This is a genomic window from Salinibacillus xinjiangensis, assembly GCF_009649735.1.
Taxonomy (GTDB): domain Bacteria; phylum Bacillota; class Bacilli; order Bacillales; family Alkalibacillaceae; genus Salinibacillus; species Salinibacillus xinjiangensis.
On record NZ_WJNH01000005.1, the window covers coordinates 101130 to 127931 of the forward strand.

24 protein-coding genes and 1 pseudogene are annotated in these 26802 nt (G+C 39.9%); 11 read left to right on the top strand and 14 right to left on the bottom strand.

The genetic code is table 11. The features are described from left to right. Positions 1 to 38 precede the first annotated feature (38 nt). Positions 39 to 1313: a Y-family DNA polymerase gene (locus GH754_RS09045; protein WP_153728406.1), complete on the bottom strand. Its 1275-nt coding sequence runs from the start codon at positions 1311 to 1313 to the stop codon at positions 39 to 41. A gap of 247 nt (positions 1314 to 1560) precedes the next feature. Here GH754_RS09045 and coaA point away from each other — a divergent pair, with 247 nt between their 5' ends. Beyond that, positions 1561 to 2499 carry a type I pantothenate kinase gene (gene coaA / locus GH754_RS09050; protein ID WP_153728407.1) on the top strand — a complete coding sequence of 313 codons (939 nt, stop codon included), beginning with the start codon at positions 1561 to 1563 and terminating at the stop codon, positions 2497 to 2499. A 140-nt stretch (positions 2500 to 2639) separates the two neighbouring features. Here coaA and GH754_RS09055 read toward each other — a convergent pair whose 3' ends face one another. The 3 genes from GH754_RS09055 to GH754_RS09065 all read right to left on the bottom strand — a co-directional run bounded on the left by GH754_RS09055 (position 2640) and on the right by GH754_RS09065 (position 6121). Continuing rightward, a complete protein-coding gene (locus tag GH754_RS09055; protein WP_153728408.1) occupies positions 2640 to 3425 on the bottom strand; it encodes an SDR family NAD(P)-dependent oxidoreductase in 786 nt (261 codons plus the stop codon). A gap of 12 nt (positions 3426 to 3437) precedes the next feature. Beyond that, on the bottom strand, positions 3438 to 4400 hold the full coding sequence (locus GH754_RS09060; RefSeq protein WP_153728409.1) for an MBL fold metallo-hydrolase: 963 nt from the start codon (positions 4398 to 4400) through the stop codon (positions 3438 to 3440). A gap of 89 nt (positions 4401 to 4489) precedes the next feature. After that, the gene (locus GH754_RS09065) at positions 4490 to 6121 is read right to left on the bottom strand and encodes a M20/M25/M40 family metallo-hydrolase (RefSeq protein ID WP_153728410.1); all 1632 of its coding nucleotides are present in this window, start codon (positions 6119 to 6121) and stop codon (positions 4490 to 4492) included. 164 nt (positions 6122 to 6285) lie between these two features. Here GH754_RS09065 and GH754_RS09070 point away from each other — a divergent pair, with 164 nt between their 5' ends. The 5 genes from GH754_RS09070 (at position 6286) to GH754_RS09090 (ending at position 11997) form a co-directional block, all read left to right on the top strand. Then, entirely contained in the window at positions 6286 to 7059 is a 774-nt protein-coding gene (locus GH754_RS09070; RefSeq protein ID WP_323741938.1) for a glycerophosphodiester phosphodiesterase, read from the top strand. A 68-nt stretch (positions 7060 to 7127) separates the two neighbouring features. Then, a complete protein-coding gene (gene namA, locus GH754_RS09075; protein WP_153728411.1) occupies positions 7128 to 8150 on the top strand; it encodes an NADPH dehydrogenase NamA in 1023 nt (340 codons plus the stop codon). Between the two features lie 71 nt (positions 8151 to 8221). Then, complete coding sequence (gene rnz / locus GH754_RS09080) at positions 8222 to 9136, top strand: ribonuclease Z (protein ID WP_153728412.1); 915 nt, start codon at positions 8222 to 8224, stop codon at positions 9134 to 9136. A 12-nt stretch (positions 9137 to 9148) separates the two neighbouring features. Further along, a complete protein-coding gene (locus tag GH754_RS09085; RefSeq protein ID WP_153728413.1) occupies positions 9149 to 10525 on the top strand; it encodes an aldehyde dehydrogenase in 1377 nt (458 codons plus the stop codon). Positions 10526 to 10704: 179 nt separating this feature from the next. Further along, positions 10705 to 11997, top strand: a complete 1293-nt coding sequence (locus GH754_RS09090; protein ID WP_153728414.1) for an NCS2 family permease — start codon at positions 10705 to 10707, stop codon at positions 11995 to 11997. Between the two features lie 242 nt (positions 11998 to 12239). Here the strand turns inward: GH754_RS09090 and GH754_RS09095 are convergent, their stop codons facing one another. After that, positions 12240 to 12830, bottom strand: a complete 591-nt coding sequence (locus tag GH754_RS09095; RefSeq protein WP_153728415.1) for a class I SAM-dependent methyltransferase — start codon at positions 12828 to 12830, stop codon at positions 12240 to 12242. 37 nt (positions 12831 to 12867) lie between these two features. Continuing rightward, on the bottom strand, positions 12868 to 15054 hold the full coding sequence (locus GH754_RS09100; RefSeq protein ID WP_153728416.1) for a DNA topoisomerase III: 2187 nt from the start codon (positions 15052 to 15054) through the stop codon (positions 12868 to 12870). A gap of 148 nt (positions 15055 to 15202) precedes the next feature. Between GH754_RS09100 and GH754_RS09105 the strand changes: the two genes are divergently transcribed. The 3 genes and pseudogenes from GH754_RS09105 to GH754_RS19650 form a co-directional block, all read left to right on the top strand. After that, on the top strand, positions 15203 to 16615 hold the full coding sequence (locus GH754_RS09105; RefSeq protein ID WP_153728417.1) for a LysM peptidoglycan-binding domain-containing protein: 1413 nt from the start codon (positions 15203 to 15205) through the stop codon (positions 16613 to 16615). A gap of 326 nt (positions 16616 to 16941) precedes the next feature. Then, on the top strand, positions 16942 to 17403 hold the full coding sequence (locus tag GH754_RS09110) for a hypothetical protein (protein ID WP_153728418.1): 462 nt from the start codon (positions 16942 to 16944) through the stop codon (positions 17401 to 17403). A gap of 86 nt (positions 17404 to 17489) precedes the next feature. Then, a pseudogene (locus tag GH754_RS19650) lies at positions 17490 to 17621 on the top strand (cupin domain-containing protein); the annotation flags it as partial. A 42-nt stretch (positions 17622 to 17663) separates the two neighbouring features. Here GH754_RS19650 and GH754_RS09120 read toward each other — a convergent pair. The 5 genes from GH754_RS09120 to GH754_RS09140 form a co-directional block, all read right to left on the bottom strand. Then, on the bottom strand, positions 17664 to 18914 hold the full coding sequence (locus GH754_RS09120; RefSeq protein ID WP_153728419.1) for a DNA polymerase IV: 1251 nt from the start codon (positions 18912 to 18914) through the stop codon (positions 17664 to 17666). A 133-nt stretch (positions 18915 to 19047) separates the two neighbouring features. After that, positions 19048 to 20172 carry a M20/M25/M40 family metallo-hydrolase gene (locus GH754_RS09125; RefSeq protein ID WP_153728420.1) on the bottom strand — a complete coding sequence of 375 codons (1125 nt, stop codon included), beginning with the start codon at positions 20170 to 20172 and terminating at the stop codon, positions 19048 to 19050. A gap of 73 nt (positions 20173 to 20245) precedes the next feature. Further along, the gene (locus GH754_RS09130; protein WP_153728421.1) at positions 20246 to 21793 is read right to left on the bottom strand and encodes an acyl-CoA carboxylase subunit beta; all 1548 of its coding nucleotides are present in this window, start codon (positions 21791 to 21793) and stop codon (positions 20246 to 20248) included. 3 nt (positions 21794 to 21796) lie between these two features. Beyond that, positions 21797 to 22621: a methylmalonyl-CoA epimerase gene (gene mce / locus GH754_RS09135; protein WP_153728422.1), complete on the bottom strand. Its 825-nt coding sequence runs from the start codon at positions 22619 to 22621 to the stop codon at positions 21797 to 21799. Positions 22622 to 22642: 21 nt separating this feature from the next. Further along, entirely contained in the window at positions 22643 to 24283 is a 1641-nt protein-coding gene (locus GH754_RS09140) for an acyl-CoA mutase large subunit family protein (RefSeq protein WP_153728423.1), read from the bottom strand. Positions 24284 to 24436: 153 nt separating this feature from the next. On the opposite strand from GH754_RS09140, the gene prli42 reads away from it, so the two are divergent. Further along, complete coding sequence (prli42, locus tag GH754_RS09145) at positions 24437 to 24583, top strand: stressosome-associated protein Prli42 (protein ID WP_153728424.1); 147 nt, start codon at positions 24437 to 24439, stop codon at positions 24581 to 24583. Between the two features lie 51 nt (positions 24584 to 24634). Here the strand turns inward: prli42 and GH754_RS09150 are convergent, their stop codons facing one another. Continuing rightward, entirely contained in the window at positions 24635 to 25585 is a 951-nt protein-coding gene (locus GH754_RS09150) for an aromatic acid exporter family protein (RefSeq protein ID WP_323741939.1), read from the bottom strand. A 93-nt stretch (positions 25586 to 25678) separates the two neighbouring features. Then, entirely contained in the window at positions 25679 to 26116 is a 438-nt protein-coding gene (locus tag GH754_RS09155; protein WP_323741962.1) for a BrxA/BrxB family bacilliredoxin, read from the bottom strand. Between the two features lie 104 nt (positions 26117 to 26220). Between GH754_RS09155 and GH754_RS19805 the strand changes: the two genes are divergently transcribed. Then, positions 26221 to 26349, top strand: coding sequence for a hypothetical protein (locus tag GH754_RS19805; RefSeq protein WP_267206655.1), 129 nt, complete (start codon positions 26221 to 26223; stop codon positions 26347 to 26349). Between the two features lie 144 nt (positions 26350 to 26493). Here GH754_RS19805 and GH754_RS09160 read toward each other — a convergent pair whose 3' ends face one another. Then, positions 26494 to 26679 (bottom strand): hypothetical protein, encoded by a 186-nt coding sequence (locus GH754_RS09160; RefSeq protein WP_228550221.1) that lies wholly within the window; start codon positions 26677 to 26679, stop codon positions 26494 to 26496. Between the last annotated feature and the right edge of the window lie 123 nt (positions 26680 to 26802).

The window sequence follows — 26802 nt, forward strand, 5'->3', positions numbered from 1 at the left end:
GACGTGTTGAAATAGGGTTAAATTCTTTTAAACAGAGGCTACTCCGCATAATGTCCACCCACTAATCCACTCCGATGAACAGCCGTCCCTGCCTTCGTATACGACACCGCCCTAAGTAAAGACGCACTGCCATATTTATTACGAATGCCATCCATGGTATAGGCTAGGGCTCGCTTTTTCTCGCGGTCGCCATCGAACAGACTCAGTTGCATATAGTCATCCTCCATCACATTGGATAACGAAATCGAAATTTTTCTTACCGTCTTCTGATCATAAAACTGCTGAAATAACTGCATACAAACCTCAAAGATATCTGCGGTTATATTGGTCGGTTCATCCATCGTTTTGGAGCGATAAAATCCTCCTCCCCCTTCATTTTTACTATAGCTTAATCCGAGGCTGACCGTACGACCCGCTTTGTGGCTTTCACGTGCTCTTCTCGCCACTTCCTCACACATTTCTAAAATGACGTAACGGACTTCCTCAGGATCCGTATAATCCCGCAATAGAATTTGACTTTTCCCAAAGCTAATTTGTCCCTGTAAAATGGGGGCTCCTAGTTCAGATAAATCCACACCATTTGCATGATAATAAAGCTGATTGCCCATAACACCAAAGGCTTTCTCCAGCTTTTCAAGCGGGTAATTAGCTAGCTGTCGGACAGTATGAATTCCCATTCGATTTAATCTTCGCTCCATCCGCGAACCAATCCCCCACATCTGACTTAGGGGCGAAACAGGCCAAAGCCTGGATTCAATATCATCGTAGGTCCATTCGGCAATCCCTTGTTTTTTCGCATCTAAATCTAAGCATAGCTTTGCCATAAGCATATTAGGACCAATCCCTACAGCTGAAGGAATTTGGAAGGTTTCCAACAGCTCATCTTGAATGCTTTTCGCTAAATGATGAGCATCTCCCCATATATTTTCCGTTCCGGTAATGTCCAAAAAGCTTTCATCCACACTATAGGTATGGATCGATTCCTTAGGTACGTAGCGATGAAAAAGCCGGGTGATTTCCACTGATATTTCCAAATACATTTTCATTTGCGCTGTTACAACCACAATCCGAGGGTCATCCGGAATCTCGAATAGTCGATTTCCTGTCCGAAGACCAAAATCCCGTTTTAGTGCTGGAGAAGCGGCCAAAATGACACTCCCTGGTCGTTCTACATTCCCAACAACCGCTAAATGACAGGTTAATGGATCAAGCCCCCGTGCCACAGCCGCACAGCTGGCATAAAAGCTTTTCATATCAATACAAAGAATTTTTCGTTTTGGAAAAGCATTATAATCAATGGTTGGATTTCCCATCACACATCCGCTCCTAGACCTTTTAATTCTATTATGCGAATATATGTTCGATTTATCAAGTGTATTTTCTTCCAATTCATGAAAGCGCTATTTATTTTGGTTGATGAAATAAACGATTTTATATTATGATGGATAAATAGTAACATTATTTACATTTATAATAGGTTGATAGTAAGAAAAACTTAGACTTTCGCCATTCGAGTTTGCGCAAGCCAGTTTTTCAAACAACAAAAAACGAGGTACGAATATGGAAAATTACTCACCCTATATGACGTTTGCCAAAGAGGAATGGGCCAAACTACGATTTAATACACCGATGACGTTAACAGAATCGGAAATCCAAGAGCTACAAGGGGTTAACGAGGAGCTATCGATGGACGAGGTATCCAATATATATTTACCTTTAACACGATTAATTAATCTCTATATTACGGGGTCCCAGCAGCTGCATTCCATTACGGATACGTTTTTTGGAAAAAACACAAATAAAGTTCCGTTTATTATTGGGGTTGCAGGAAGTGTTGCTGTTGGAAAAAGTACTACAGCAAGAATTATAAAAGCATTGCTCTCTCGGTGGCCAAATCATCCGAAAGTCGAAATTATTACGACAGACGGATATTTATACCCAAATGCAACATTAGAAAAAAAGGGATTGATGAATCGAAAGGGATTTCCGGAAAGCTACAATACAAGGGCATTAGTGGATTGTCTCATTAAATTAAAATCGGGTGCCAAAGAGGTAAAGGTCCCCGTCTACTCGCACTTATATTATGATATTATACCGAATTATTACGAGACCATCGAACAGCCTGATATTGTCATTGTAGAGGGCATTAATGTGTTGCAGACACCAAGGCCTGCCAAAGGAAATCTTCCGAGTGTGTTCGTCTCTGACTTCTTTGACTTATCCATTTATGTAGATGCGAGCGAAAACGACTTGCTCCGCTGGTATGTAAACCGCTTTAAAAAGCTGAGGTCGACTGCATTCGCCAATCCTAAGTCTTATTTCAATCGCTACGCCAACTTATCAGATGAGGAAGCGGTCAAAACAGCAACAAGTATATGGAATAATATTAATAGTGTAAACCTGGAAAGAAACATTGAGCCGACGAAGAATCGAGCAGATATTATTTTACGGAAAGAAGAAGATCATGTAATCACGACGATTAAGTTGCGGAAAATTTAGTAACTGGTATGTTAAACACTCCTGAAATCAAGCAATTCTCTAATTTCAGGAGTGTTTATTATTATGGCCAAGGATTTCGCCTAAACGTCATATACTCCATTCACCCAAAAAGGCCCCACCACATCCCTGCGGTAGACCACTTACTTTTTCCGAAACTGTTTTTTCAACACACTCTCCATCAACCCAGGAAATAGCCTATAAAGACGACTCCCCCACTCCATCCATAAGGGCAGGTTGATTTCTCTCACAGGTTGATACAACTTACTCACCATTTTTTGGGCCACATCAGTTGGGTCAAGCATAAACTTATCGACCGATTTGGCATAACCACCACCAGGGTCAGCTGTGTTAAAAAAGTTTGTTTTCACAGGTCCTAAGTTAACGGCTGTTACAAAAATCCCTTCATTCTCCACTTCCATTCGCAGACCATGAGTAAATCCGAGAACAGCATGCTTTGTCGCGGCATATCCTGCTGCCTTTGGGGTGGACATTTTGCCCGCTTGAGAAGCGACGTTCATAATGTGTCCTTCACCTTGATGCAACATATGACCAGCAAAAAAGTGGGAAGCTTGAATCAAAGCATGCACATTCACATGATACATTTGGTCAAATTCCTCAAGCTTCATCTCAGTCACCGGTTTAAACAAACCAAAGCCTGCATTATTCACAAGTACATGAATTTGCTCATAATCTTCTACGATTTGTTCCATTGTGATTTTCCACTCGTTCTCCTGACTGACATCACAAACATAGTATGAGGCATCGATAGCAAAATGTTTTTTTACATTAGAGACGAGCTCCTGTAACTTTTCACGGGATCTTGCGACAAGAATAGGGGTTGCTCCAGCTTGAGAAACCTGGTAAGCCAGCTGCATACCAATCCCACTCGAAGCTCCCGTAATGACAATATTTTTTCCGCGTATCATTTAACAAAACTCCTATTTGTTAGGTCGATAAACATAATAGTCCTTGACTTGTTCGACGGTCACCTTACCAACAGATTCTAAATAGTCTAACTGACCAATCGTCTCGGACATCGTAAGTCCAAACTGGGTTTTATACTGTTTTGGAAAAAGCCTTTGGCACGTTTCATATGCGGTTAAAGGTCCTTCCGCTAAAAAACGATAGACTTTTTCCGCGCGGGCCTCCTGTTTTTTAATCCGGTCACGAATTAAATGATTTACCCTATGAAACAGTTCACCATGGCCAGGATACACCTGATCAATTTCATAATTTAGCAATTTCGTCATCGAATCTCGATATTGTAACAACGGTTTAGGGCGAGACTCTCCCTCTTGACTAGGTGGCTCAAGTAAGGGGTTAGATGAGATATGTGCCAATACGTGATCCCCAGCCAACAGACTATGATGACCTGAGTGATAAAAAGATAAATGACTCTGTGCATGGCCAGGTGTTTCTAAAACCTGCCAATCCTCATGACCTGGTAGAGCATCCCCTTCCTTTAAAAAATCAGTTAAGCTGCTTTTTCCTGATAAATATTTTTCTACAATCAACGACTTTAATAACGCACGAAATTGGTCTGGCACCCCACAATCCTCATATAGCTGTTCAAAAAATTGCTGATACCGATTAAAATAAGCTTGATCATGGGTAAGCCATGGCTGAACGAGTTGATGTCCATAAATATTTTCTACGTGATCAAAGCGATCAACCAGGCCGATGTGATCGGGATGATGATGGGTCAAAATCAACTGCTCAATGTCTGTTACCTGATAGCCAATCGCCTTTAGCTGATCTTTTATCCCTTCCCAAGCCTCAGCCGTATTTACACCAGCATCAATCAAACTTAGGGTATCTCCTTTTAATACATACATATGAACATCCCCAACTGGGTATGGGGTTGGAACTGTCAATTGAAAAACATTTTCTGTTTTAATCATTAGAGCGCGCCTCCAGACAAAAATGAATGAGTATTCATTCTCTTATTTTACCTTTTCTTTTCATTTTTGTCATTTCATATATTTATTTCTTATTTCCTACTATGCCGAAAGATATCCTGAATCGCTTCCTCTAAAATTTCTGGTACGATTTCATAGGAATAGTTAAGCTCTAATCGTTCCGTCCATTGATGGGCGTCCTTGCCTAGTGGGCCAATATTTAAAATTGGCATCGTAATGGCTTTTAACGCGTCGGTGTCCAATGTGTATCCCTTTTGATCAATTGGCATGTTTTGTTGTAATAACCGAGTTTTTTGTTTCGATGTCATAGGACCGATAAAGCTTAAATCAGAAAGCCCTGGAAAGAATTCTACTAACTCTAAGTCCATTTGATGACGCTCTTTTAACTTTGATTGCGCATTCCCTAACACATTTTGGATCATGTCATTTTCCTTAGAGGAAACTGACGGATAAAAAGGCGGACTATAAAACAAAATCATCATCGGTGCTAAGTCCTTACAAAGCAGTGCCAAATCCTGAACTAATAATGTAGAAAAATCTCGGTCTCCCTCATCCCGATTATTGATTAATAGTTTTTGCCGTCTATCAACCTCTTGTTCTCCAACTCTCCTAACCGCTTCCTTATACAAATCCTCATACAGCATGACACGAACCTTTACTTCAGATTCATAATCAATATTAGCCTTTTCAGAGAACAGTCCAGCCTTTTGTTTATAATGATGTTCAATTCGTTTGGTTGCCTTTTCCGCTGCAGATAACAGCTTTTCAGTAATGTCTGAGATGCTTTGTTTCATAAATAAGACATTGTACATAGAAATGGCAGAAATCGGTGTTTGTACTGAATACTTTTCCTTTAAGTCACGATTCATTAAACTAACAGGAGGTGGAGTAGTTTCCTCTCCTACTTTTTCTATAAAAGATTCTTGTAACTCTAATTCTTGATTTAAATAACTAACCATCACATTGGCATTAACTCCACCAAACGGCTCCCCGACGTGAGTTTCCTTACCGTAGCAATAAAAGCCAGGTAATACTTTACCTATTGAACCCATATACATATAAGAGTTTTCATCACCAGGATGTTTCCGAAACATAGGTTCACTATTTAAACAAGCTGAATAGGTAAGGTTTTCTTCTTCCTTTAATTTGTTTAGCACTGGGATGGCAGCGAGCATACCAGAGGAGTTCGCTTCCTCATCAGGTACAACTAATAACAGAAGATTGCCATCAAAGTTACCATCCATGGCTTTTTCTAAGGCATTTAATTGTAGTGTGAGACCTGCTTTCATGTCCATCGTCCCTCTACCAAACAACCATTCACCCTGCCTGATATCATTCTGGGCATCCTCTGGTAAATTATGAATATTCTTATGAAATTCTCGCGTTAATTCTTTAGGATGAAAAGCAAGATTCATAAACGATCCATAATCCTCAACATCCACCACATCAATGTGGCTAACCAATACAATCGTATCTTTCGTAGGTTTTTTCGATTTTACAAGAGCAGTCAATAATTGCCTTCCATCATCTAAGGGGTGAAGAGCTAGTTGTTTAGGATTTTGTTGAAAATAGGTCCTTTCAGAAAGCAAATGGTGTATGTATTGTACAATAGCGATTTCTGCATCTGATTCTGTTATGCTCGGATAATCAACTAAAGAACAAAGGAGTTCAATTAATTCTTCCTTTGTTTGCCACTTTTTCATAAAATGTCTCTCCTTTTTGAACAACACAACTTTTCGTAAACAATGGCGAAAGTCGATGCTATTTTTATACTTTAAATGACACTTTCTAAAAGCACGAAATTTATATTGACTTTTCACATCAAATCTTCCACAATCTATAAAGAGTTTAGGAAAGGGGTGGAATCGTGAAAACCAAAATTATTGCACACCGTGGCGCTAGTCGCTACGCTCCTGAAAACACGATGCCTGCTTTTCAGCTTGCAAATGAAATGAAAGCAAACGGAATTGAAACGGATGTCCAGCTTACCAAGGACAATATTCCCGTTTTGATCCATGATGAAAATGTTAGACGAACAACCAATGGTACAGGTTTTGTCCAAGATTACACATTACAGGAATTAGAACAGCTGGACGCAGGAGCTTGGTTTTCCGAAACGTACGCTAATACACCCATTGTAACATTAAAAAAACTGTTAGAATGGATTTCACCGCAATCATTACAATTAAATTTAGAATTTAAAAATAATATCATTGATTATAAACATTTAGAAAATATTGTCTATGAGATGGTTAAAGAGTACGGGCTATTAGAACGTACGGTTTTCTCTAGCTTTAATGATCGCAGCATAAAAAGAATGCAGAGAATTGATCCTAATGCCCAAACGGCCTTTTTGACTTCCAATAAGATGCGAGGGCTAACGAGCTTTGTCCAGTCAATTGGAGCCTCTGGTGTTCATGTAAAGTACCGAGTGCTCACTCCTCAACTAGTTGAAGAATGTCAAGCAAAGAACATTGATTTGCGAGTTTATACGGTTAACCGACCTGCCCATATGGTGAGGTGCTATAAGCTAGGATGTACTGCCATTTTCACAGATGTTCCTGATATAGCAAGAAAACAACGAGAGAGTATCCCGGCAGATGGTAGAGTAAAACGAAAGCTTCCTTTCAGACGAATGTAAGATAGTTTGTCCCTCCTGAAAAATGTGCTATTGTTAAAATGAAAAACAAACATCGGGAGGTTAAAGCAATGTCTAGTAAGCTATTTTCACCTTACACCATTAAAAATGTTACACTTAAAAATAGAATAGTGATGTCACCAATGTGTATGTATTCTGTTGACTCTGAGGATGGAAAGGTTCAGCCCTTTCACATCACACATTACGAAAGCCGCGCAGCTGGTCAAGCAGGACTTGTCATGGTTGAATCAACAGGTGTGACACCTGAAGGACGTATTTCGGTTCATGACCTTGGTATTTGGTCTGATGAGCATGTTGAGGGCTTTACACAAATTAATGAGGCTGTTCATCGTCATGGGGCTAAAACGGCAATTCAATTGGGTCATGCTGGTCGAAAAGCAGATTTACCATCTGAAATTTACTCAGCATCACCCATTGCCTTTAACGACCAGTTTCAAACTCCTACGGAAATGGATCAACAAAAAATTAACGAAACGGTTCAAGCCTTTCAATCAGGGGCAAAAAGAGCCAAAGAGGCCGGCTTCGACATCATAGAGGTCCACGGTGCACATGGGTATCTCATTAATCAATTTTTATCTCCATTAACGAATCAGCGCACCGATTCTTATGGTGGAACGACAGAAAACCGCTACCGCTTTTTGCGTGAAGTCATTGAGGCGGTCAAAGAGGTATGGAACGGGCCCCTATTTGTACGTATTTCAGCGAATGAATACGCGGAAGGCGGCAACACACCAGAGGACTTCCACTATTTTGCTGTTGAGATGAAGAAACAGGGTGTAGATTTAATTGATTGTAGCTCAGGTGGAGTTTTGCCTGTCAAAGTTCATACCTATCCTGGTTATCAGGTTACATATGCGGAAAGAATTCGTAACGAGGCCCAAATTGCAACCGGTGCTGTTGGCATGATTACGAGTGGATTACAAGCGGAAGAGATTTTACAGAATGAACGTGCCGATTTAATCTTTATCGCCCGCGCCTTTTTACGTAATCCATACTGGCCTAAACAGGCTGCAGATGAACTTGGCATCAAACTTGAAGGTCCAGTCCAATATAAAAGAGGCTGGAATGCATAACATATTGATTGAAGAGTAGGCATCCTTCTATGGATGCTTACTTATTTTCTAATATAAAGGAGGAGTTATTCATGGAGTTATTTTTTCTCGGGACAGGTTCTGGTGTCCCATCTAAACATCGCAATGTTTCATCACTCGTCCTACAGCTCCTCCAGGAAAGAGGCACCAATTGGTTATTTGACTGTGGGGAAGCAACGCAGCATCAAATATTACATACAACGATTAAACCTCGGAAAATCGAAAAAATCTTTATTACTCATTTACACGGCGATCATATTTTTGGCTTACCTGGACTATTAGGTAGTCGGTCCTTCCAAGGAGGGACGACACCGATTGAGATTTACGGTCCTCCGGGATTAAAGGAATTTGTACAAACCTCCTTAAAGGTGAGTCAGACGAAGCTCAAATATGAGATTAGGTTCCACGAAATTACGGAAGGTTTTTTATTTGAAGATGAGCAGTTTAAAGTCATGGTGAAAAAATTAGAACATGGTGTAGCGTCATACGCATATCGTATTGAAGAAAAAAATAAAATTGGAGAACTCCTTCCAGATAAGTTACTTACTGCTGGAGTGAAACCAGGCCCAATTTTTCAAAAGATTAAAGAAAACGCATCGGTCCAATTACCAGATGGTCGTACAATTTATCGTGAAGACTTTGTTGGACCACCTAAAAAAGGAAAAACGATATGTATTTTTGGGGATACTCGTTTCTCTCCTCAATTTGCGGAGTTTGCTAAGAATTCCGATATTCTTGTACACGAAGCTACATTTGGTCCAGCTGATGAGGATTTGGCCTATGAATATTTTCATTCCTCCACCAGGCAGGCAGCAAGTTTAGCTGCTATGGCTAAAGTTAAGAGACTATTACTAAATCATATTTCATCCCGTTACCTGGCGAAAGACATCCCCCAACTGTTAGAAGGGGCCAAAGAAATCTTTCCTAACACGCAAATTGTTAATGATTTCGATCAGGTAACGGTGTAGGAGGGGAATGTCATGAGCATTCATGAGCTTGTTTCAAGACAAAAAAATATGTATCAGGGAAGTAAAACGCTGACCTATACATTTCGAAAGCATCAACTTGAAAAGCTGAGAAAGATGTTTGAACGATATGAAAAGGACATGTACAGAGCCTTAAAACAGGATTTAAATAAATCAGAATATGAATCGTTTGTCACAGAACTTGGCTTTTTGTATACCGAGCTTTCGGAAGCGATGAAAAACCTTGGAGATTGGATGAGACCACAAAAGGTCAAAACACCTCTCTCCCATAAAGGTTCAAAGAGCTTTATATATAAAGAGCCCTATGGTGTAATTTTAATCATCGGTCCATGGAACTATCCACTGCACTTAACGTTAGCTCCCTTGATTGGTGCAATTGCGGCTGGTAATTGCGTGGTCATAAAGCCATCTGAACACACCCCTACTGTATCAAGCCTGTTGGCAAAAATGATCACGGAGACCTTTGATGCCAACTTTGTTACAGTGGTCGAAGGAGAAAAAGAGGTTAGTGAGGAGTTACTTGATGAACCGTTTGACTATATTTTTTTTACAGGCAGTGAGAAGGTAGGAAAGATTGTCATGGAAAAAGCGAGTAAGCATCTTACTCCTGTAACGCTTGAATTAGGAGGCAAGAGTCCGTGCATAGTTGATTGGGATGCCAAACTCGACTTAGCCGCTAGACGCGTTGCTTGGGGGAAATTTACTAATGCTGGTCAGACATGTGTAGCCCCGGACTATCTGTATGTCCACGAGGATGTTAAGGATTTGTTTATGGAGAAGTTTAAGCAAGCTGTTGAGAAATTGTATGGCCAAAACTCTCTTCATAATCCACATTATACTAAGATAGTCAGCAAGAGGCATTTTGACCGTTTAAAGAGCTACTTATCAAATGGAAAGGCGATTATGGGTGGAAAAGTTGACGAAGATCAGCACCTCATCCAACCGACTGTATTGGATCAGATTTCATGGGATGATGAGGTCATGCAGGAAGAAATCTTCGGGCCGATTTTACCCCTGATTACCTTTAAAAAATTATCAGAGGTAAAGGAAGGAATACGAAATTCACCTAAGCCTCTTGCCCTTTACTATTTTTCTGAAAATAGTCATAACCAAGAATGGATGATCAAGAATGTTAGTTATGGAGGCGGATGCATCAACGACACCCTCCTCCATCTAGCCAACCCTTATCTTCCATTTGGTGGAGTTGGAAGTAGTGGAATGGGCAGCTATCATGGAAAAACCTCGTTTGATACCTTTTCCCACCAAAAAAGTGTATTAAAACAAACGACAGCCTTTGATCTTGCCTTTCGCTACCCGGGCTCCAAGTTAGGGTTACGTTTGTTGAAAAAAATGATGAAGAAAAGTAGGTAAGTAAAAGCACTTCCTGATTGCTAAAAGGAAGTGTTTTTTTGGATAAGAGAGACTAAAATAAATGGGGTTTCATTTGTTAACTTAAGAGAAAATCAAATCAACCCTTGAAATAACACTTAAAAACGAATATTATTATACATGTTGTTTTTAAATATACGGATAAAGAATAGGTGATTTTCATGGACAAGTTTTTTAAACTCACAAAGAAAGGCACAAATGTCCGAACAGAGGTCATCGCTGGTTTTACGACCTTCCTTACGATGGTTTATATTGTATTTGTTAATCCAACGATATTACAAGCAGCGGGCGTACCATTTGACCAAGTTTTTATGGCTACTATTATTTCGGCCGTTATTGGAACATTCATCATGGCCTTTTTTGCAAACTATCCAATTGCCATTGCACCTGGGATGGGATTAAATGCGTATTTTGCAACAGTAGTTGGTGCTGAAGGGTTATCATACGAAATTATTTTTGGAACAGTCTTCTTAGCAGGTATCTTATTTATTTTGTTAAGTTTAACTAAAATACGTGAAACACTTATCAAATCGATTCCCTCCTCATTAAAATTTGGGATCACGGCAGGAATTGGCTTGTTTATTGCTTTTCTTGGACTACGTATGTCAGGGATTGTTGTGCCGAATGAGGCGAATATAGTGGCGTTAGGGGACCTTACAGAGCCTGTTACATTGCTAACCATTGTCGGTCTATTTGCAACGTTAATTTTAATTGCCTTGGATGTTAAAGGGGCTCTCTTTTTTGGAATGCTTTTGACTGGGGTTATTGGCTATTTTACAAATCAATTGTCATTTACAAACGGCTTTATGGCTACACCTCCTTCCCCTGTCTTCTTTGAATTAGACATTGCAGGTGTGTTCAGCCATGGACTATATGCGGTTGTGTTTGTATTCTTACTTATTACTCTATTTGATACAACTGGTACTTTAATTGGTGTTTCAGAACAAGCGGGGCTAATGAAAAACGGACAGCTTCCAAAAGCAAAATCAGCGTTAATGGCTGATGCGGTTGCAACTACGGTTGGTTCTGCATTTGGAACGAGTCCATCAACAGCATATATTGAGTCTGCATCGGGTGTTGGTGCTGGAGGTAGAACAGGGTTAACTTCTTTTGTTGTAGGTCTATTGTTTATCGTGACGATGTTCTTCTCCCCGATTGTCGGAGCTGTATCGTCCTTACCAGCCATCACATCACCTGTATTAATCATTGTTGGTTTTTATATGATGCAGGGTCTTGCAAAGGTAAGCTGGAACAATTTTGCTGAAGCTTTTCCAACTTTTGCAATCATTTTAACGATGCCACTGACATCTAGTATTGCAACAGGTATTGCTGTCGGATTTATCACTTATCCGCTGTTAAAGCTCGTAACTGGGAAAGGTAAAGAGGTTCATTGGATTCTTTACTTGTTTGGATTTTTATTCCTTATTCAGTTGGTGTTTTTCCCGGTTCATTAATGGGGCTGTGTAGGAAGCGTGCTTGTACTGTGCGGAATGCTGAACATTATGCTACTTGGTCTAAAGCCGGCGCTATTTTTGCTGAAGATGGTTTGAAATGCTGAAGAAAGTCCATGGTTGGTTGAAGGTGACGATAAGTATGCTAATGTTCGGTGGCTTTATGCTGAACGAGCGTATCTAAATGCTAAAGCTTTAAAAACTATACACAAAAAGCGTATGGAACTCGACTCCATACGCTTTTTTTATTCCTTAGTACAGGTTATCGTCAAAAGCAATCCCTTATAAAAGGAGTCCACCTGTTTAATGTTTAAATTAGATTGATTAACCAACTCTAATGTATCCCGATTTAAATGGCAACCATCGCAAACTTTCTTCCAAAAAGGTGTACATACTTCCTGTAATTTTGCCAAAAAGGGCTGCTTCATTTTCACGTGCTCGAAAAACTGAATCGTTGCCCCTGGCTTACATACACGTTCAATTTCCTGTAGTGCTTTTATGGGGTTTGGAATGGTACAAAAAACAAGCGTCGCTACAACCGTATCAAAGGTGTTATCTTCAAAGGGTAATTGCTCTGCCCTTGCTGTTATACTCCGAATTGGGACCTTTGACTTTTTAATGTTTTGAGCAGCATGTTTTGTCATTTCAGGGTTAGGCTCTATTGCAACAACTTGATGGGCATTCTTATAGATGGGAAAGTTCACGCCAGTTCCTGAACCTATTTCCAAAACTTCGCCCTCTACCTTTGCAATCAGCTGAGTTCTTATCCTCTTAAATTTTGTTTTCTCTAACGGCAGGATTAACGCGTCATAGACTAGCGGGAACCATTTCCCCATTTTATTCACCTCATGCTCGGGCAAAGTGCCTTCTCTACTATTGATCCTTCTTCAACTTCGCCAACGCCTCAGCTAGTGCAGGATTGGTGAATTCATCCTTTTGCTGCTTTTTCAAATACTTATTGACATCCCGTTTTGAAGCTTTGTTTTGTTGTTGCTTCTTTTTGCGTTCATTAAAGGTTGAGAGCTTTTCACGATGACCACAGCTACATGTAAATGTTTGTCCCTCACCTTGACCACGCAGCTCCATTCTCTTATGGCAGTTCGGACATCTTGCATTTGTTTTTTTAGCAATATTTTTCTTATGCCCACAGGAACGGTCCTGGCAAACGAGCATTTTTCCTTTTTTCGAGTTAACTTCAAGCATCTGTTTCCCACACTCAGGGCATTTCGAACCGGTAATGTTGTGGTGCTTATATTTAGCATCACTGTTTTTTATTTCATGGACAACTGATTTGGCATATCCTTTCATATCCTGAATAAAAGCATTTTTGTTTAACTTACCGTCCGCAATAGCCTTCAGCTTTTGTTCCCATTCTGCCGTTAGTGTTGGAGATTTTAGTTCATCTGGAACAAGATTTAAGAGCTGTTTTCCCTTTGGTGTCATATAAAGGTACTTGCCTTTTTTCTCAATATAAAAGGTGTTAAACAGCTTTTCAATAATATCAGCTCGAGTAGCAACCGTCCCAAGCCCACCTGTTTGATTGATGGTCTTAACTAGCTGTTTATCCTTTTGCTCCATATATTTCACAGGATTCTCCATCGCTTGAAGAAGAGTTCCTTCAGTGAATCGTTCAGGCGGCTTCGTTTCACCTGTTGTTTGTTTCAATTGAATATTGGTGAATGTATCGCCTTTTTGGATATTCGGTAAAGCTTGGTCCTCTTTATCGTCACTGTCATCCATTTTCTGGTTTTGATAAATTTGCTTCCAGCCTTGTTTTTTGACGGTTTTTCCTTTAGCTGTGAAGGTTTCATTGCCCATTTTAGCTGTAATCGTTTTTTGCTCATACTCAAATGGAGGAAGAAGTACAGCTAAAAAGCGTTTCACTACTAAATCATAAATTTTACGTTCCTTGTCATTTAACTCCGATAAATAAACCTTTTGCTCGGTTGGAATGATGGCATGGTGATCGGAGACCTTTTTATCATCGACAAATCCTTTATTCGCCTTTATGTTCCCTTTTAGAATTGTGGTGGCAAACTTAGCATATTGATCTACACCACAGGCCTTTACCCGCTCTTTTAAGGTTGGGACAATGTCTGTAGAAAGATAGCGGGAATCAGTTCTTGGATAGGTTAAGACCTTATGCTGCTCATAAAGCTTTTGCATAGTAGACAGCGTTTCCTTACCTGAAAAACCAAAAATACGGTTCGCGTCACGCTGAAGATCCGTTAAATCATATAACTGGGGAGCAAAGCTTTTTTTATGCTTGTTTTCCACTTCTACTATGTTTAAAGGTTTCTTTTTAATTTGTTCAATCGTTTGCTCAGCTTTTTCCTTTGAGAAGGTACGCGAGCTATTTGATTTCTGATCCTGCCAGGTAAGTGTAAAACCTTTATCAGTATTAGCTTTGATGCCGTAATAGGTTTTCGGTTTAAAATGTTTAATTTCTTCCTCTCTAGCTGCAATCATCGCAAGCGTAGGAGTCTGAACGCGCCCACTCGAAAGCTGGGCATTAAATTTAGTCGTGAGCGCTCTTGTTGCATTTAACCCTACATACCAGTCTGCTTCTGAACGTGCAACAGCTGAATCATAAAGGTTTTCAAATTGTTTTCCAGGTTTTAATTTGTTGAAGCCATCCTTAATGGCCTTATCCGTAACAGAGGAAATCCACAATCGTTTAACTGGTTTCTTTACACGTGCTTTTTCAATAATCCAGCGAGCAACGAGCTCCCCTTCTCGTCCGGCATCTGTTGCAATGACGATGTCCCGTACGTCCTTACGATTCAATTGATTCTTAACGGTACTAAACTGTTTGCCTGTCTTTTTAATCACTACAAGCTTTAAGTGATTGGGAAGCATCGGTAAGTCTTCCATCTTCCACTCTTTATATTTATCATCGTACACCTCGGGGTCAGCTAGCGTCACAAGATGACCTAGAGCCCATGTCACAATATATTTTTGACCTTCAAAAAAGCCATTTCCTTTTTTATTGCATTTCAATACGCGGGCAATATCTCTTCCCACTGAAGGTTTTTCTGCTAATACAACCGTTTTACTCATTTAAACAATCCTCTCAATGATGCTTTTTCAGTAAACTCTCTCTATATAAGTTTAGCAGTCCCCAGGTTCCCTGTCTATGAAGGGAGATATGAACACTTCAGGTTGATTTGAATATTTTACTAGGAGAATACCTAGAAGGAGAGATTTTATGCAAATTCATGTCGTGAATAGAGGTGAATCACTCTGGCAAATTGCCCGAACCTATGGGGTAAGTATGAACCGGATTATACAAGCGAATGAATTAGATCAGCCTAATGTATTGGTCATAGGGCACGCCTTAGTTATCCCTACCCCTTATCCAGAACATATCGTTCAACCTGGAGAGTTTATATGGTCGATTGCCAATCAATATGGTACCACAATACAGGCCATTGTAGAAGAAAATCAACTCGCTGATCCTTCGTTGATTCAGCCGGGGCAAGTGCTAGTAATCCCCGTTAAACTGCATACGGTTCAGGCCGGTGAATCGTTGTGGCAAATTGCTAGCCAATACCAAACGACCATTGATGCCATTGCACAGGCAAATCAAATCCAAAATCCAGCTATGATTTTGCCTGGTCAAACATTGCGAATACCGGAACCCCCGAAACCGAATATGGATGTCAATGCTTATAGCACCATTATGGGGGAACGCGGGGCTGCGATTGTATCTCGCTTAGGTCAATACTTCACTTATATTAGCTCATTTAGCTATGGATTTAATGAGGATGGAACGCTTACGAATTTAAATGATCAACCCCTTTTAGCTGCAGCACAGCAGCAAAATGTAGCACCACTTCTTGTCCTCACTAATTTTGAAGGTGGCGAATTCAGCTCAGATAAGGCAGCCACTTTATTACGGAATGAGAACTTACAGGATTCAGTTCTTACCAATCTTATATCTTTGATGAGAGAAAAGGGCTATACAGGATTGAATATTGATTTTGAATATGTTTATCCTGAAGACCGCGAGAATTATAATAACTTCCTTCGAAAAGTGGTTGCCCGATTACACCCTGAAGGATTTACGGTATCAACAGCCATTGCTCCAAAGGTAAGAGAAGACCAGGTTGGTTTGCTCTATGAAGCACATGACTACCAAGCACATGGAGAAATAGTCGATTTCGTCGTCATCATGACCTATGAGTGGGGGTGGGCTGGTGGAAGACCATGGGCAATTGCCCCAATTAGTGAAGTGAGAAAGGTGCTAGATTATACCGTAACCGCCATCCCAAGAGAAAAAATCCTAATGGGAGCCCCTCTTTACGGACGTGATTGGAAAATCCCTTGGGTTCAAGGAACAATAGCCCGGTCAGTGAGCCCGAAAGAAGCTGTTCAATTAGCGGCCCAATATGGTGTTTCGATTGAGTATGATGAAACCTATCAATCTCCTTATTTCCGTTATGTTGATGAGAGTGGCCAAGAGCATGAGGTATGGTTTGAGGACGCGAGAAGTATGCAAGTGAAATATAACACGGCGATTGAATACGGTCTACGCGGGGTTAGCTTCTGGGTTCTAGGCTTTACCTTCCCGCAAAATTGGACCGTCTTGCGGAATAGCTTTGAGATTAATAAGTTGTAAAGATTATGAGCCTTCCTCTTGTTTTTTGGGGGAGGTTTTTTTCGTGTCTGGTGCGATTGCGAGGATGGTCTTCGTGTTCAGCAAAGTTAGCGTGATATTTAGTTACTTTAATTCATACTTTAGCTAGATTAACGGTAACTTTAGCAAAGCTCTCCTAAACTATAGCATTTAGGCAGGTCTTCAGCATTTTCTAAAATTCTTTAGCATATCACCCACAATCTTTAGCACACCCACCTCCTTTACAAAATTCCAAAAAATACGACAGAATTTGTTTAAAAAGAAAAGCAACGGAAACAATGGTTAAAAAACCCAAAGGAGGAAACATTATGAATAAATTACTCTATTCATTAGGCACCATATTATTGGTTATAGCTGCTTGGATCGGGTTTGCTTCCAATGAAGAAAATATCCCATCTATTGATTCCCAAGAACAAGTCAATGAGCCTGAATCTATTGAGGTACATAGTGATCAAGAAAATACGGAGCTAATTGAAGGCATTGATACCGTGATAACTTCAATTGAGGAGTTACAAAACATAGTCGAGGCAAGTCCAAGCGATGTGAACCAAATAAATGAAAAGGGAAAAGTACTCGAGACAAATTGGGATGTAATCGAAAAGCAGGTGGAAGAGCTAGATAAAGAAGCATATGTAAATATTGAGAAAAGTCTTTATCCATTAATTGCTGAGGCTAAAAAAGATAATCCAAATGTTGAAAATCTAAAAAGTCTAGCTTCAGACACAACGGAAAAGCTTACAGATTTTAAAAATGAAATTTCTTCATCTTAATCATGAACTAAAATGACGCGAGGACTCACTCGCGTCATTTTTTTATCTTTTTTGCCCCTTGAAACTAAGTACATTACCTAAGCCTAGCCGGGAAATGGCACAATATTACCAATACCGGGAATACCCCTCTAAAGTTTTACACCATCTATGCACCACCTGAGCATCCATTTGGTACCGTTCATCAAACAAAAGCAGATGCTGCTAAACATCACGGGTAAAACATGCGACTGTTCTACTTGGACAGTCGCTTAATTTGATTTCTAATCTCTTTTAAAATCATCTAAAAAGTCTTTCTGAAAACTAGTGGAAACGGAATGATTACCTTCATGTGTTACGCTTTTTTTAAAGACATCCTTCCCATATTTCTCCGATAAATCATCGACTACCTTATACAAATTTTCATTTTTCGCTTCATTTTCATAGGTAAACAGATCAAGCTGTTTGGTCATCTCTTCCTTCTCGGTTAATTGCTGGGCAGTAACGCCAAGTAACCGAATGGCTTTTCCGTTCCAGTTTGAGAAGAAAAGTTCGGAGGCAATATTAAAAATATCCTCGCTAAATTCTACATAATCATGTAACTGATGGCTACGCGTTATCGTTTTACGGTCATGGTAGCGAATCATTACTTGAATATTTTCAGAAACGACTGTTTTCCGTTTCATTCTCTCTGCCACTTTTTCTGATAATGACCTAAGGAGCTTCGTAATTTCCCGTTCATCTGTTGTATCATAGGGCAACGTTTGGGAGTTGCCGATACTTTTAAACAAGCTAACAGCATCAGGGTCAACGGGACGGGGGTCATAGCCGTTGGCACGATTTTGTAGGCGTTCCCCGTTAATTCCAAGGATACTTTTTAAATGATAAACATCGTATTTTGCTAAATCACCAATGGTTTCTATATTTATGTTCCTTAATTTTTCGGCTGTTTTCCCACCAACACCATACATTTCATCAATGGGTAAAGGCCACAGCTTCGTGGCTAGCTCCCTTTTTCGTAGAACTGTGATCCCCATTGGTTTTTTCATATCGGATGCCATTTTAGCTAGAAACTTATTCGGGGCAATTCCGATACTACAAGGAAGATCAAGTTCATTTTTGATGCGTTTTTGTATATTTTCTGCGATTTCAAATGGGGTTCCTAGATCAGCACATTCCGTTATATCCATATATCCTTCGTCAATGGAGACAGGTTGAATATACGGAGTGACTTCAGCCAGCATTTCAAACATATTTTTCGAGGCTTCCCGATAACGGTCAAAATTGGGCCGCATGACAATGAGCTCTGGACATAGGTCCTTGGCTTGCCATAAAGGCATCGTCGTTTTAACCCCTTTTGCTCTCGCCTCATAACTACTCGTCACAATAATCCCTTTACGCACTTCCGGATTGCCTGCAATAGCTAAGGGTTTCCCTTTTAAATCTGGGTTGTAAGCTGCTTCAACGGATGCATAAAAGCTATTCATATCAACATGAAATATAATCCGTCCTTTTGTTGGGAATCGACTAGACATGATAACACCTGCTTAGAGAAACATTTGTTCTTATATTGGTAGTATAACATATTTTTCTTAGGATACCCTTTTAAGAGTATTCACCAGGAAAAAACAAGCATAGGATCCTCAAAATCCTATGCCTGCCCCAACATTATTTAGCTGTTTCCTCAATAATTGCTGCAACCAACTCTGAAACCTTCACCAATTCACTAATTGGCATTTTCTCATCTGTCGTATGAATTTCCTCATAACCAACTGCAAGGTTGACCGTTGGGATGCCAAAGCCTGCTATCACGTTGGCGTCACTTCCACCACCGCTCTGCTTTAGCTTACTCGTACGACCAATTTTTTCAGCAGCATTTTTGGCAACCTCGACAACTTGGTCACCCTCTTGATGCTTAAAGCCAGGGTACATAACCTTTACTTCGACCTCTGCACTTCCACCTATATCTTTGGCGGTTTGTTCAAAGGCAGTCTTCATTTTATCAACTTGTGCTTCCATTTTTTCAGGGACTAGGGATCTTGCTTCAGCTAAGATTTCTACGTGATCACATACCACATTGGTGGCTCCTCCACCTTCAAAGCGACCAATATTGGCTGTTGTTTCTTCATCAATGCGACCTAATGGCATTTTGGCAATCGCTTTAGCTGCAATGGTAATCGCAGAAACCCCTTTTTCCGGCGCCACACCTGCGTGAGCTCTTTTCCCTTTAACCGTCGTGAAAATTTTGGCTTGAGTAGGAGCGGCTATTACAATTTCTCCTACTTGACCATCACTATCAATGGCATAACCGAATTTGGCATTTACTAGGGATGAATCAAGAGCTTTTGCTCCGACCAACCCAGATTCTTCACCAACGGTAATGACAAATTGAATATCTCCATGCTCAACGTTGTTTTCTTGAATCTGACGAATAGCTTCAAACATAGCGGCAAGACCTGCTTTGTCATCCGCACCCAAAACAGTTGTTCCATCAGATACGACATAATCATCTTTTATGGATGGCTTAACACCTACACCTGGAGCTACTGTATCCATATGAGAGGTGAAATAAATGGGGTCCACTCCCTCTTTGTTTCCTTTTAACGTACACACTAGGTTGTTTGCGCCAAAGCCGGTTTTTTCTTTGGCATTGTCCTCTTTCACTTCTAATCCTAAGTCTGTAAACTTTTGCTTTAAAATGCCTGCAATCTTTTCTTCATGTTTGGTTTCTGAATCGATTTGTACGAGTTCTAAAAATTCGTTCACAATTCGTTCTTGATTGACTGATGTCATTTTGTGATCCTCCTTATGTAATTCACCCTTATTACGTTAGCGAATATAAGGGTGAAAAGTCAATGGTCATGACTTATAGAGGAATGTTGCCGTGTTTCTTTTTCGGACGTTCCTCTTTTTTATTTTTCAACATATCTAATGAACGTATGAGTGCTTGTCTTGTTTCTCTTGGATCAATTACATCGTCTACCATGCCAAGTCCAGCTGCTACATAAGGATTGGCAAATTTCTCACGGTATTCTGTAATTTTTTCCTGACGAGTACTCTCTGGATCTTCACTATCCTTAATATCACGTGCAAAAATGATATTGGCAGCACCCTCTGGCCCCATTACCGCAATCTCAGCATTTGGCCATGCATAAACCAAATCAGCTCCAATTGATTTACTATTTAAGGCAACGTAAGCTCCACCATAGGCCTTACGCGTAATGACAGTAATTTTAGGGACTATAGCTTCGGAATACGCATATAAAATCTTTGCTCCGTGACGAATGATTCCACCATGCTCCTGTTTGATTCCCGGGAAAAATCCAGTAACATCTTCAAAAGTAATAATCGGAATATTAAACGCATCACACATCCGAATAAATCTGGATGCCTTGTCACTGGAATCAATATCCAAGCCGCCAGCCATGTATTTTGGTTGATTACAAACTAAGCCAATAGTCTTCCCTTTGACTCGAGCAAAGCCAACCACAATATTTTTCGCAAAATCAGGATGTATCTCAAAGAATGTATCCTTGTCTACGACTTCATTAATAATTGTTCTCACATCGTATGGACGAATCGAATCAAACGGAATTAAATCCGTCATATCTGGTAAATAATCATCCTGCTCTTCTGACTCCATAACAGGTGGTTGTTCCTCAAAGTTAGATGGCAAATAGCTAATTAACTTCTTTACATGGTCTAGCGCAGCCTCTTCATTACTAGCCTTCAAATGAGCAACCCCGCTTTTTGAGTTATGAACTGCCGCACCACCTAAATCCTCTGATGAAATCTGTTCACCTGTTACGGTTTCAATGACTTTAGGACCTGTAATAAACATTTTGGATGTTTTTTCTACCATAATGACAAAGTCTGTGATGGCGGGTGAATAAACAGCCCCACCTGCACTAGGTCCCATAATCACAGATATTTGCGGAATCACACCTGAGTAAATTGAATTTCGATAGAACACGTGACCATAGCCATCTAATGACGCAACCCCTTCTTGAATCCTCGCGCCACCAGAGTCATTTAGACCGATAAATGGGGTGCCATTTTTAGCTGCCAAGTCCATGACAGCAGCAATTTTTTTTCCGTGCATTTCGCCTAAAGCCCCACCATATACCGTGAAATCCTGGGCAAATAAATACACATCACGTCCATCTACTTTTCCAAATCCGGTGACCACACCTTCACCTGGTGCATCCTCACTATTCATACCAAAATCGCTAGAACGATGCTCCATAAAGGGATTCAATTCCACAAATGTTCCTTCATCTAGTAAATATTTTATACGTTCTCTAGCGGTCATTTTTCCTTTGTCACGCTGTTTCTGAATCTTATCATCACCGCCGCCTAGTTCAACTTTACGACGTTTATCATAGAGTTCGTTTATTTTATCAAAGATATCCAATGTCTATTCCTCCTCGCTATGTTCACATAGTTCGTATAAGACGCCATTCGCTGCTTTTGGATGGAGAAAAGCGACCTTCGCACCGTTTGCCCCTTCCTTTGGAAAATCATTAATGAGTGGAACATCCTGATCACGGTATCGCTGAAGTCGAGCTTCAATTTCACTTACCTCAAAAGCAATATGATGAATGCCTTCCCCTTTTTTCTCCATAAATTTAAAAATTGGAGATTCCTCAGATGTTGGCTCTAATAATTCTATCGATGTTTCCCCAATTTGGAAAAAGGCAACCTTTACTCCTTCAGATGAAACCTCTTCCACTCCCTTAAGGGGTAAGCCAAGAATATTTGAATAAAAAGGCATAGCATCCTCTAACTTCTTCACCGCAACTCCAATATGTGCAATTTTTTCCGGTGGTTCTGTTCCCAGCATTTCATCTGGTGTGATTAACTGTTTAATGTAATTGGCTATAGCTTCAGTTGGAGTTCCAGGAGTGAACACTTTCTTCACACCCTGCTCCTCTAGAAATGGAATATCCTCAGCAGGAATCACTCCACCACCGATAACCGGAATATCATCTGCATTTCTTTCCTTCAACTGTTCAACCACTTTAGGAAATAGTGAGCGGTGTGCACCTGATAAAGAAGAAAGCCCTACAACATCAACATCCTCTTGAACAGCCGCTTGGGCGATTTGTGCAGGCGACTGACGTAATCCAGTGTAAATGACCTCCATACCATGATCACGTAATACTTGGGCAATGATAAGAGCTCCTCGATCATGGCCGTCAAGACCAGGTTTAGCTATTAATGCACGTATTTTTTTACTCATTGTCATCTCCCCTTCTCCTGTTTAGCCGATATATTCTCCAAATTCATTACGCATGACGTTACAAATTTCCCCAATGGAAGCATAGACCTTAACGGCAGCAAGAATATACGGAATCAGGTTTTCGTCCTCTGTTTTCGCGGCTTGTTTTAGCTTATCTAAAGCATTCTGAACTTTTTCCTCATCCCGGTCTTCTTTAGCTTTTTGTAAGCTCTGTTTTTGGTTAAATTCTAACTCTTCATCCACTTTAAGTAAGTCCGGGTCAAACTCTTCCTCGATTTGAAATTTATTTAACCCTACGACTATGTCTTCTTCACTCTCAATATTTTTTTGTGCGTCATACGCTGCCTGATGAATTTCACGCTGCATATAACCTTCCTCTACGGCTTGAACAGCACCACCGTATTCTTTAATTTTTTCAATATAGGTTTCCACCTCAGCTTCGATCTTATCGGTTAATTGTTCCAAATAATAAGAACCACCTAATGGATCAACAGTATCTGCCACTCCACTCTCATGGGCGATGATTTGCTGAGTTCGTAAAGCAATCCTTGCAGACTCCTCAGTCGGTAAAGCCAATGCTTCGTCTCTAGAATTCGTATGTAGGCTTTGCGTACCGCCCAAAACAGCTGCAAGCGCTTGCAAGGTAACGCGCACAATGTTGTTATCAGGCTGTTGAGCCGTTAATGTTGAACCCCCTGTTTGAGTATGAAAACGCAACTTCCAGCTTTTGGGATTCTTGGCCCCGTAGTGATTCTTCATGATCTTGGCCCATATTCTTCTTGCAGCACGGAATTTTGCAATCTCTTCTAGGAAATTGTTATGAGCATTAAAGAAAAAGGCTAAACGTGGTGCAAATCGGTCAATTTCTAACCCATTCTCTAAGGCTGCATCTACATAAGCCATCCCGTTTGCTAGGGTAAATGCTACTTCCTGTACTGCCGTTGAGCCAGCTTCGCGAATATGGTATCCCGAAATACTAATGGTGTTAAATTTCGGTACGTTTTGCTGACAATACTCAAAAATATTGGTGATTAAGCGCATGGACGGCTTTGGTGGGTAAATATACGTTCCCCGTGCAATGTATTCCTTTAAAATATCATTTTGTATGGTTCCGGTTAGTTTTTCCTGTGATACACCTTGTTTTTCCCCAACGGCAATATACATACAAAGTAATACCGAGGCAGGAGCGTTAATCGTCATCGATGTGCTAACCTTGTCCAATGGAATTTCAGCAAATAGATCCTCCATGTCCTTTAGCGTATCAATAGCTACACCAACCTTACCTACTTCACCCTCTGACATGGGATCATCTGAGTCATAGCCAATTTGAGTAGGTAGATCAAAGGCTACAGATAATCCTGTTTGTCCTTGGTCCAGTAAATAACGGAATCGTTTGTTCGTTTCCTTAGCAGAGCCAAATCCTGCATATTGACGCATTGTCCAAAAACGACTCCGATACATCGTCGGCTGAATCCCTCTCGTATATGGGTATTGCCCTGGAAATCCTAATTTTTCGTCATATTTTGCATTTTCTTCTTCTGGTAAATATAGACGTTCCACTTCTATATCGGAACTTGTTGTAAACGTTTCTTTACGCTCAGGGAATCGATTAATCGTTTTTTCAACATCCTGTTCCCAATTACGTTTTTGATCACTTCCCATATGAATCCTCCTTAACGTTGTATCTAATCCTATATAATTCGATAAAAGTGATAATATTCCTACTTGTTTTGTCGAATAAATTTACCAACTTGTCCAAATCACCGTTTCCTTGTAAAATAAAAGTAGGATAATTGCGAGGAGGGTACTGTATTTATGGCTAAGAAAAAGAAAAATACTGCTGTTCAAAATAAACCCAAAAAATCAAAAAGAGAAAAACGTATGAAGATTATCATTTATTTGATGGTTCTTGCTATGATTTTAAGTAGTTTGTTAGCTGGAGCAGGTATGTTTTTATATTAAGAAGAAACCCCTTATGATTTCTTAGATGTCATAAGGGGTTTTATATTTGGGTTATCCTTCTACGTGTTTTGTATTCTTCTTTATAATTAAGTATTGTTCGATTTCATTTAATAAGGTAAATAGGCTTGCACGAATTTCAAATTCCTCTCTAGATTTTGGAAGTTCTGTCTGACGGAAATCCTTCCGCATCTCCTTTAATCGATCCAAATAAAGGTAGGCGGTATTTCCTGGATGTACTCCCTCTGCTAAATCATCAAAAAAGATGGCAATTTTCTTAGCCTGTTCATTAACAGCAGAAATGCGGCTAATTAACGGTAGCATTCGCTCTAAAATTTCAAATTGTTTAGACCTCATTTTAAAATAGTGATAATAGGTGTGGTGACTCCGCAACAAATGATTTTCAACATCACGATAGGCTAAGGATCTTGCCTTTTCTAAATCATCCGCTGTTTCGTTTATCTCTTTCCCTGTCCAGCTTTCATCACCACTTTCTAAAAAGTGGGCAACCTCCTTCAAAATCTTCGTGAAGTTTGACTCCACTCTTTCCTGCATGGATCTTAAGTCATCTTCAAGACTTGGCATATATAAATTCAAAAGTAGCGCTGTTCCAATTCCCACTGAAATTAAAATTACTTCATTAATAATCAAAGATAGCGAAATCGATTCGGATCCATATAAATGCAAAATAATAACGGAACTTGTGACGATTCCTTCTGTTATTTTTAATTTCACGGTTGTCGGAATAAATAATAACAACAATACGCCAACAGCAAGTGGATGATAGCCTATCGACTCAAATATTAAAAGGCAAAAAAGCATACCTAATAGACATGCTGCAAAACGATGCCAAGATGCTATTACCGAACGTTTTCTTGTCACTTTAATACAAAGCACTACTAAAATTCCAGCAGATATGTAATTTTCAAGCTGTAATAATTGAGCAATAAAAATCGCAACTGGTGTACCAATCGCAGTTTTTAAAGTTCGGTAGCCAATTTTCACGTTACATAGGCTCCTTTAAATTAGTGTGATTTCATTATTATAACATAGCCAAACCTAAAAAAAGGAGATGGTCTTTATGACCATCTCTCCTTCTTAAACTTCTTCACAATATTCGTCAAATAGACCTTGAAGCTGATTGATTACCTCATGTGGCTCTGAGGATTCAATTTCGTGACGTTCAACCATCTTTACGATTTTACCGTCTTTTAATAATGCAAAAGATGGTGAAGATGGCTCATAGCCAGTAAAATATTCACGTGCTTTTGCAGTAGCTTCACGATCTTGTCCGGCAAAGACAGTATATAGATTGTCAGGACGTTTATCATAATGGACCGCATTCGCAGCTGCTGGTCGAGCAACCCCACCAGCACAGCCACAAGTTGAATTTACTAATACGAGCGAAGTGCCTTCTTCCTTCATTGCTTGATCTACTTCTTCAGGTGTTTTTAATTCTTTATAACCAGCTGTTGTAACTTCTTCTCTTGCCTTATCAACAATATCTTGCATGAATAGGTTAAAATCCATAAGTATCGTGCCCCTTTACAATGTAGTGTAAGTATATTCTTATCATATCAAGATTTATTGGCCCTTTCAAACCATAGGACTTTGTTGTATGTAATGAAGGAGGTTGCTTAGTGGGTGAGTGGGATGCTGAAGTTGGGGCTGATTTTGCTGATATGGCTGTTATAGATTCTGAACATTTGTTAATTTTGCTGAAATTCCTGTTAACTGCTAAAGAACTGGATGTATTAGCTATTATTTGAATTCCTTAGACTGAAGTTTATACTGAAGAACTAAACTATAAGTTCAGTATGCTGAACACAAACCTGATAACTACTTCCACATATAACAAAAGTCAAAAAAGCAGGTCCAGTTCTTCAACTGGAGACCTGCCTCTAAATAATAATTTATTGCAATTGACTAGTTTGTTGATTTTGTTGAGATTGATTTTGTCCGCCCATTCCAGTCATTAACGGACCGAATTTTTGGACAAGATTACCCATCCCACTTCCACGCTTCATACTATAATAAGCTGCTGCTCCAATACCTACAGATGCAACAATCGGAAGCCAGTTTCGTTGTTGATTTGCCACCATTATCACCCTCCTTCATTTATTAGAATTCCCACCTTTAACGAAATCATTTGAGAATGTCCTTGTTAATATTTGTGATGAATAGGGGCATAACTACAAAACCCAGGGGAAAACATTTCATTT

What these genes read in the sequence shown, in the direction of transcription:
- GH754_RS09045 (WP_153728406.1), bottom strand. Translation starts at nt 1,313, where the DNA reads ATGGGAAATCCAACCATTGATTATAATGCTTTTCCAAAACGAAAAATT.
- coaA (WP_153728407.1), top strand. Translation starts at nt 1,561, where the DNA reads ATGGAAAATTACTCACCCTATATGACGTTTGCCAAAGAGGAATGGGCC.
- GH754_RS09055 (WP_153728408.1), bottom strand. Translation starts at nt 3,425, where the DNA reads ATGATACGCGGAAAAAATATTGTCATTACGGGAGCTTCGAGTGGGATT.
- GH754_RS09060 (WP_153728409.1), bottom strand. Translation starts at nt 4,400, where the DNA reads ATGATTAAAACAGAAAATGTTTTTCAATTGACAGTTCCAACCCCATAC.
- GH754_RS09065 (WP_153728410.1), bottom strand. Translation starts at nt 6,121, where the DNA reads ATGAAAAAGTGGCAAACAAAGGAAGAATTAATTGAACTCCTTTGTTCT.
- namA (WP_153728411.1), top strand. Translation starts at nt 7,128, where the DNA reads ATGTCTAGTAAGCTATTTTCACCTTACACCATTAAAAATGTTACACTT.
- rnz (WP_153728412.1), top strand. Translation starts at nt 8,222, where the DNA reads ATGGAGTTATTTTTTCTCGGGACAGGTTCTGGTGTCCCATCTAAACAT.
- GH754_RS09085 (WP_153728413.1), top strand. Translation starts at nt 9,149, where the DNA reads ATGAGCATTCATGAGCTTGTTTCAAGACAAAAAAATATGTATCAGGGA.
- GH754_RS09090 (WP_153728414.1), top strand. Translation starts at nt 10,705, where the DNA reads ATGGACAAGTTTTTTAAACTCACAAAGAAAGGCACAAATGTCCGAACA.
- GH754_RS09095 (WP_153728415.1), bottom strand. Translation starts at nt 12,830, where the DNA reads ATGGGGAAATGGTTCCCGCTAGTCTATGACGCGTTAATCCTGCCGTTA.
- GH754_RS09100 (WP_153728416.1), bottom strand. Translation starts at nt 15,054, where the DNA reads ATGAGTAAAACGGTTGTATTAGCAGAAAAACCTTCAGTGGGAAGAGAT.
- GH754_RS09105 (WP_153728417.1), top strand. Translation starts at nt 15,203, where the DNA reads ATGCAAATTCATGTCGTGAATAGAGGTGAATCACTCTGGCAAATTGCC.
- GH754_RS09110 (WP_153728418.1), top strand. Translation starts at nt 16,942, where the DNA reads ATGAATAAATTACTCTATTCATTAGGCACCATATTATTGGTTATAGCT.
- GH754_RS09120 (WP_153728419.1), bottom strand. Translation starts at nt 18,914, where the DNA reads ATGTCTAGTCGATTCCCAACAAAAGGACGGATTATATTTCATGTTGAT.
- GH754_RS09125 (WP_153728420.1), bottom strand. Translation starts at nt 20,172, where the DNA reads ATGACATCAGTCAATCAAGAACGAATTGTGAACGAATTTTTAGAACTC.
- mce (WP_153728422.1), bottom strand. Translation starts at nt 22,621, where the DNA reads ATGAGTAAAAAAATACGTGCATTAATAGCTAAACCTGGTCTTGACGGC.
- GH754_RS09140 (WP_153728423.1), bottom strand. Translation starts at nt 24,283, where the DNA reads ATGGGAAGTGATCAAAAACGTAATTGGGAACAGGATGTTGAAAAAACG.
- prli42 (WP_153728424.1), top strand. Translation starts at nt 24,437, where the DNA reads ATGGCTAAGAAAAAGAAAAATACTGCTGTTCAAAATAAACCCAAAAAA.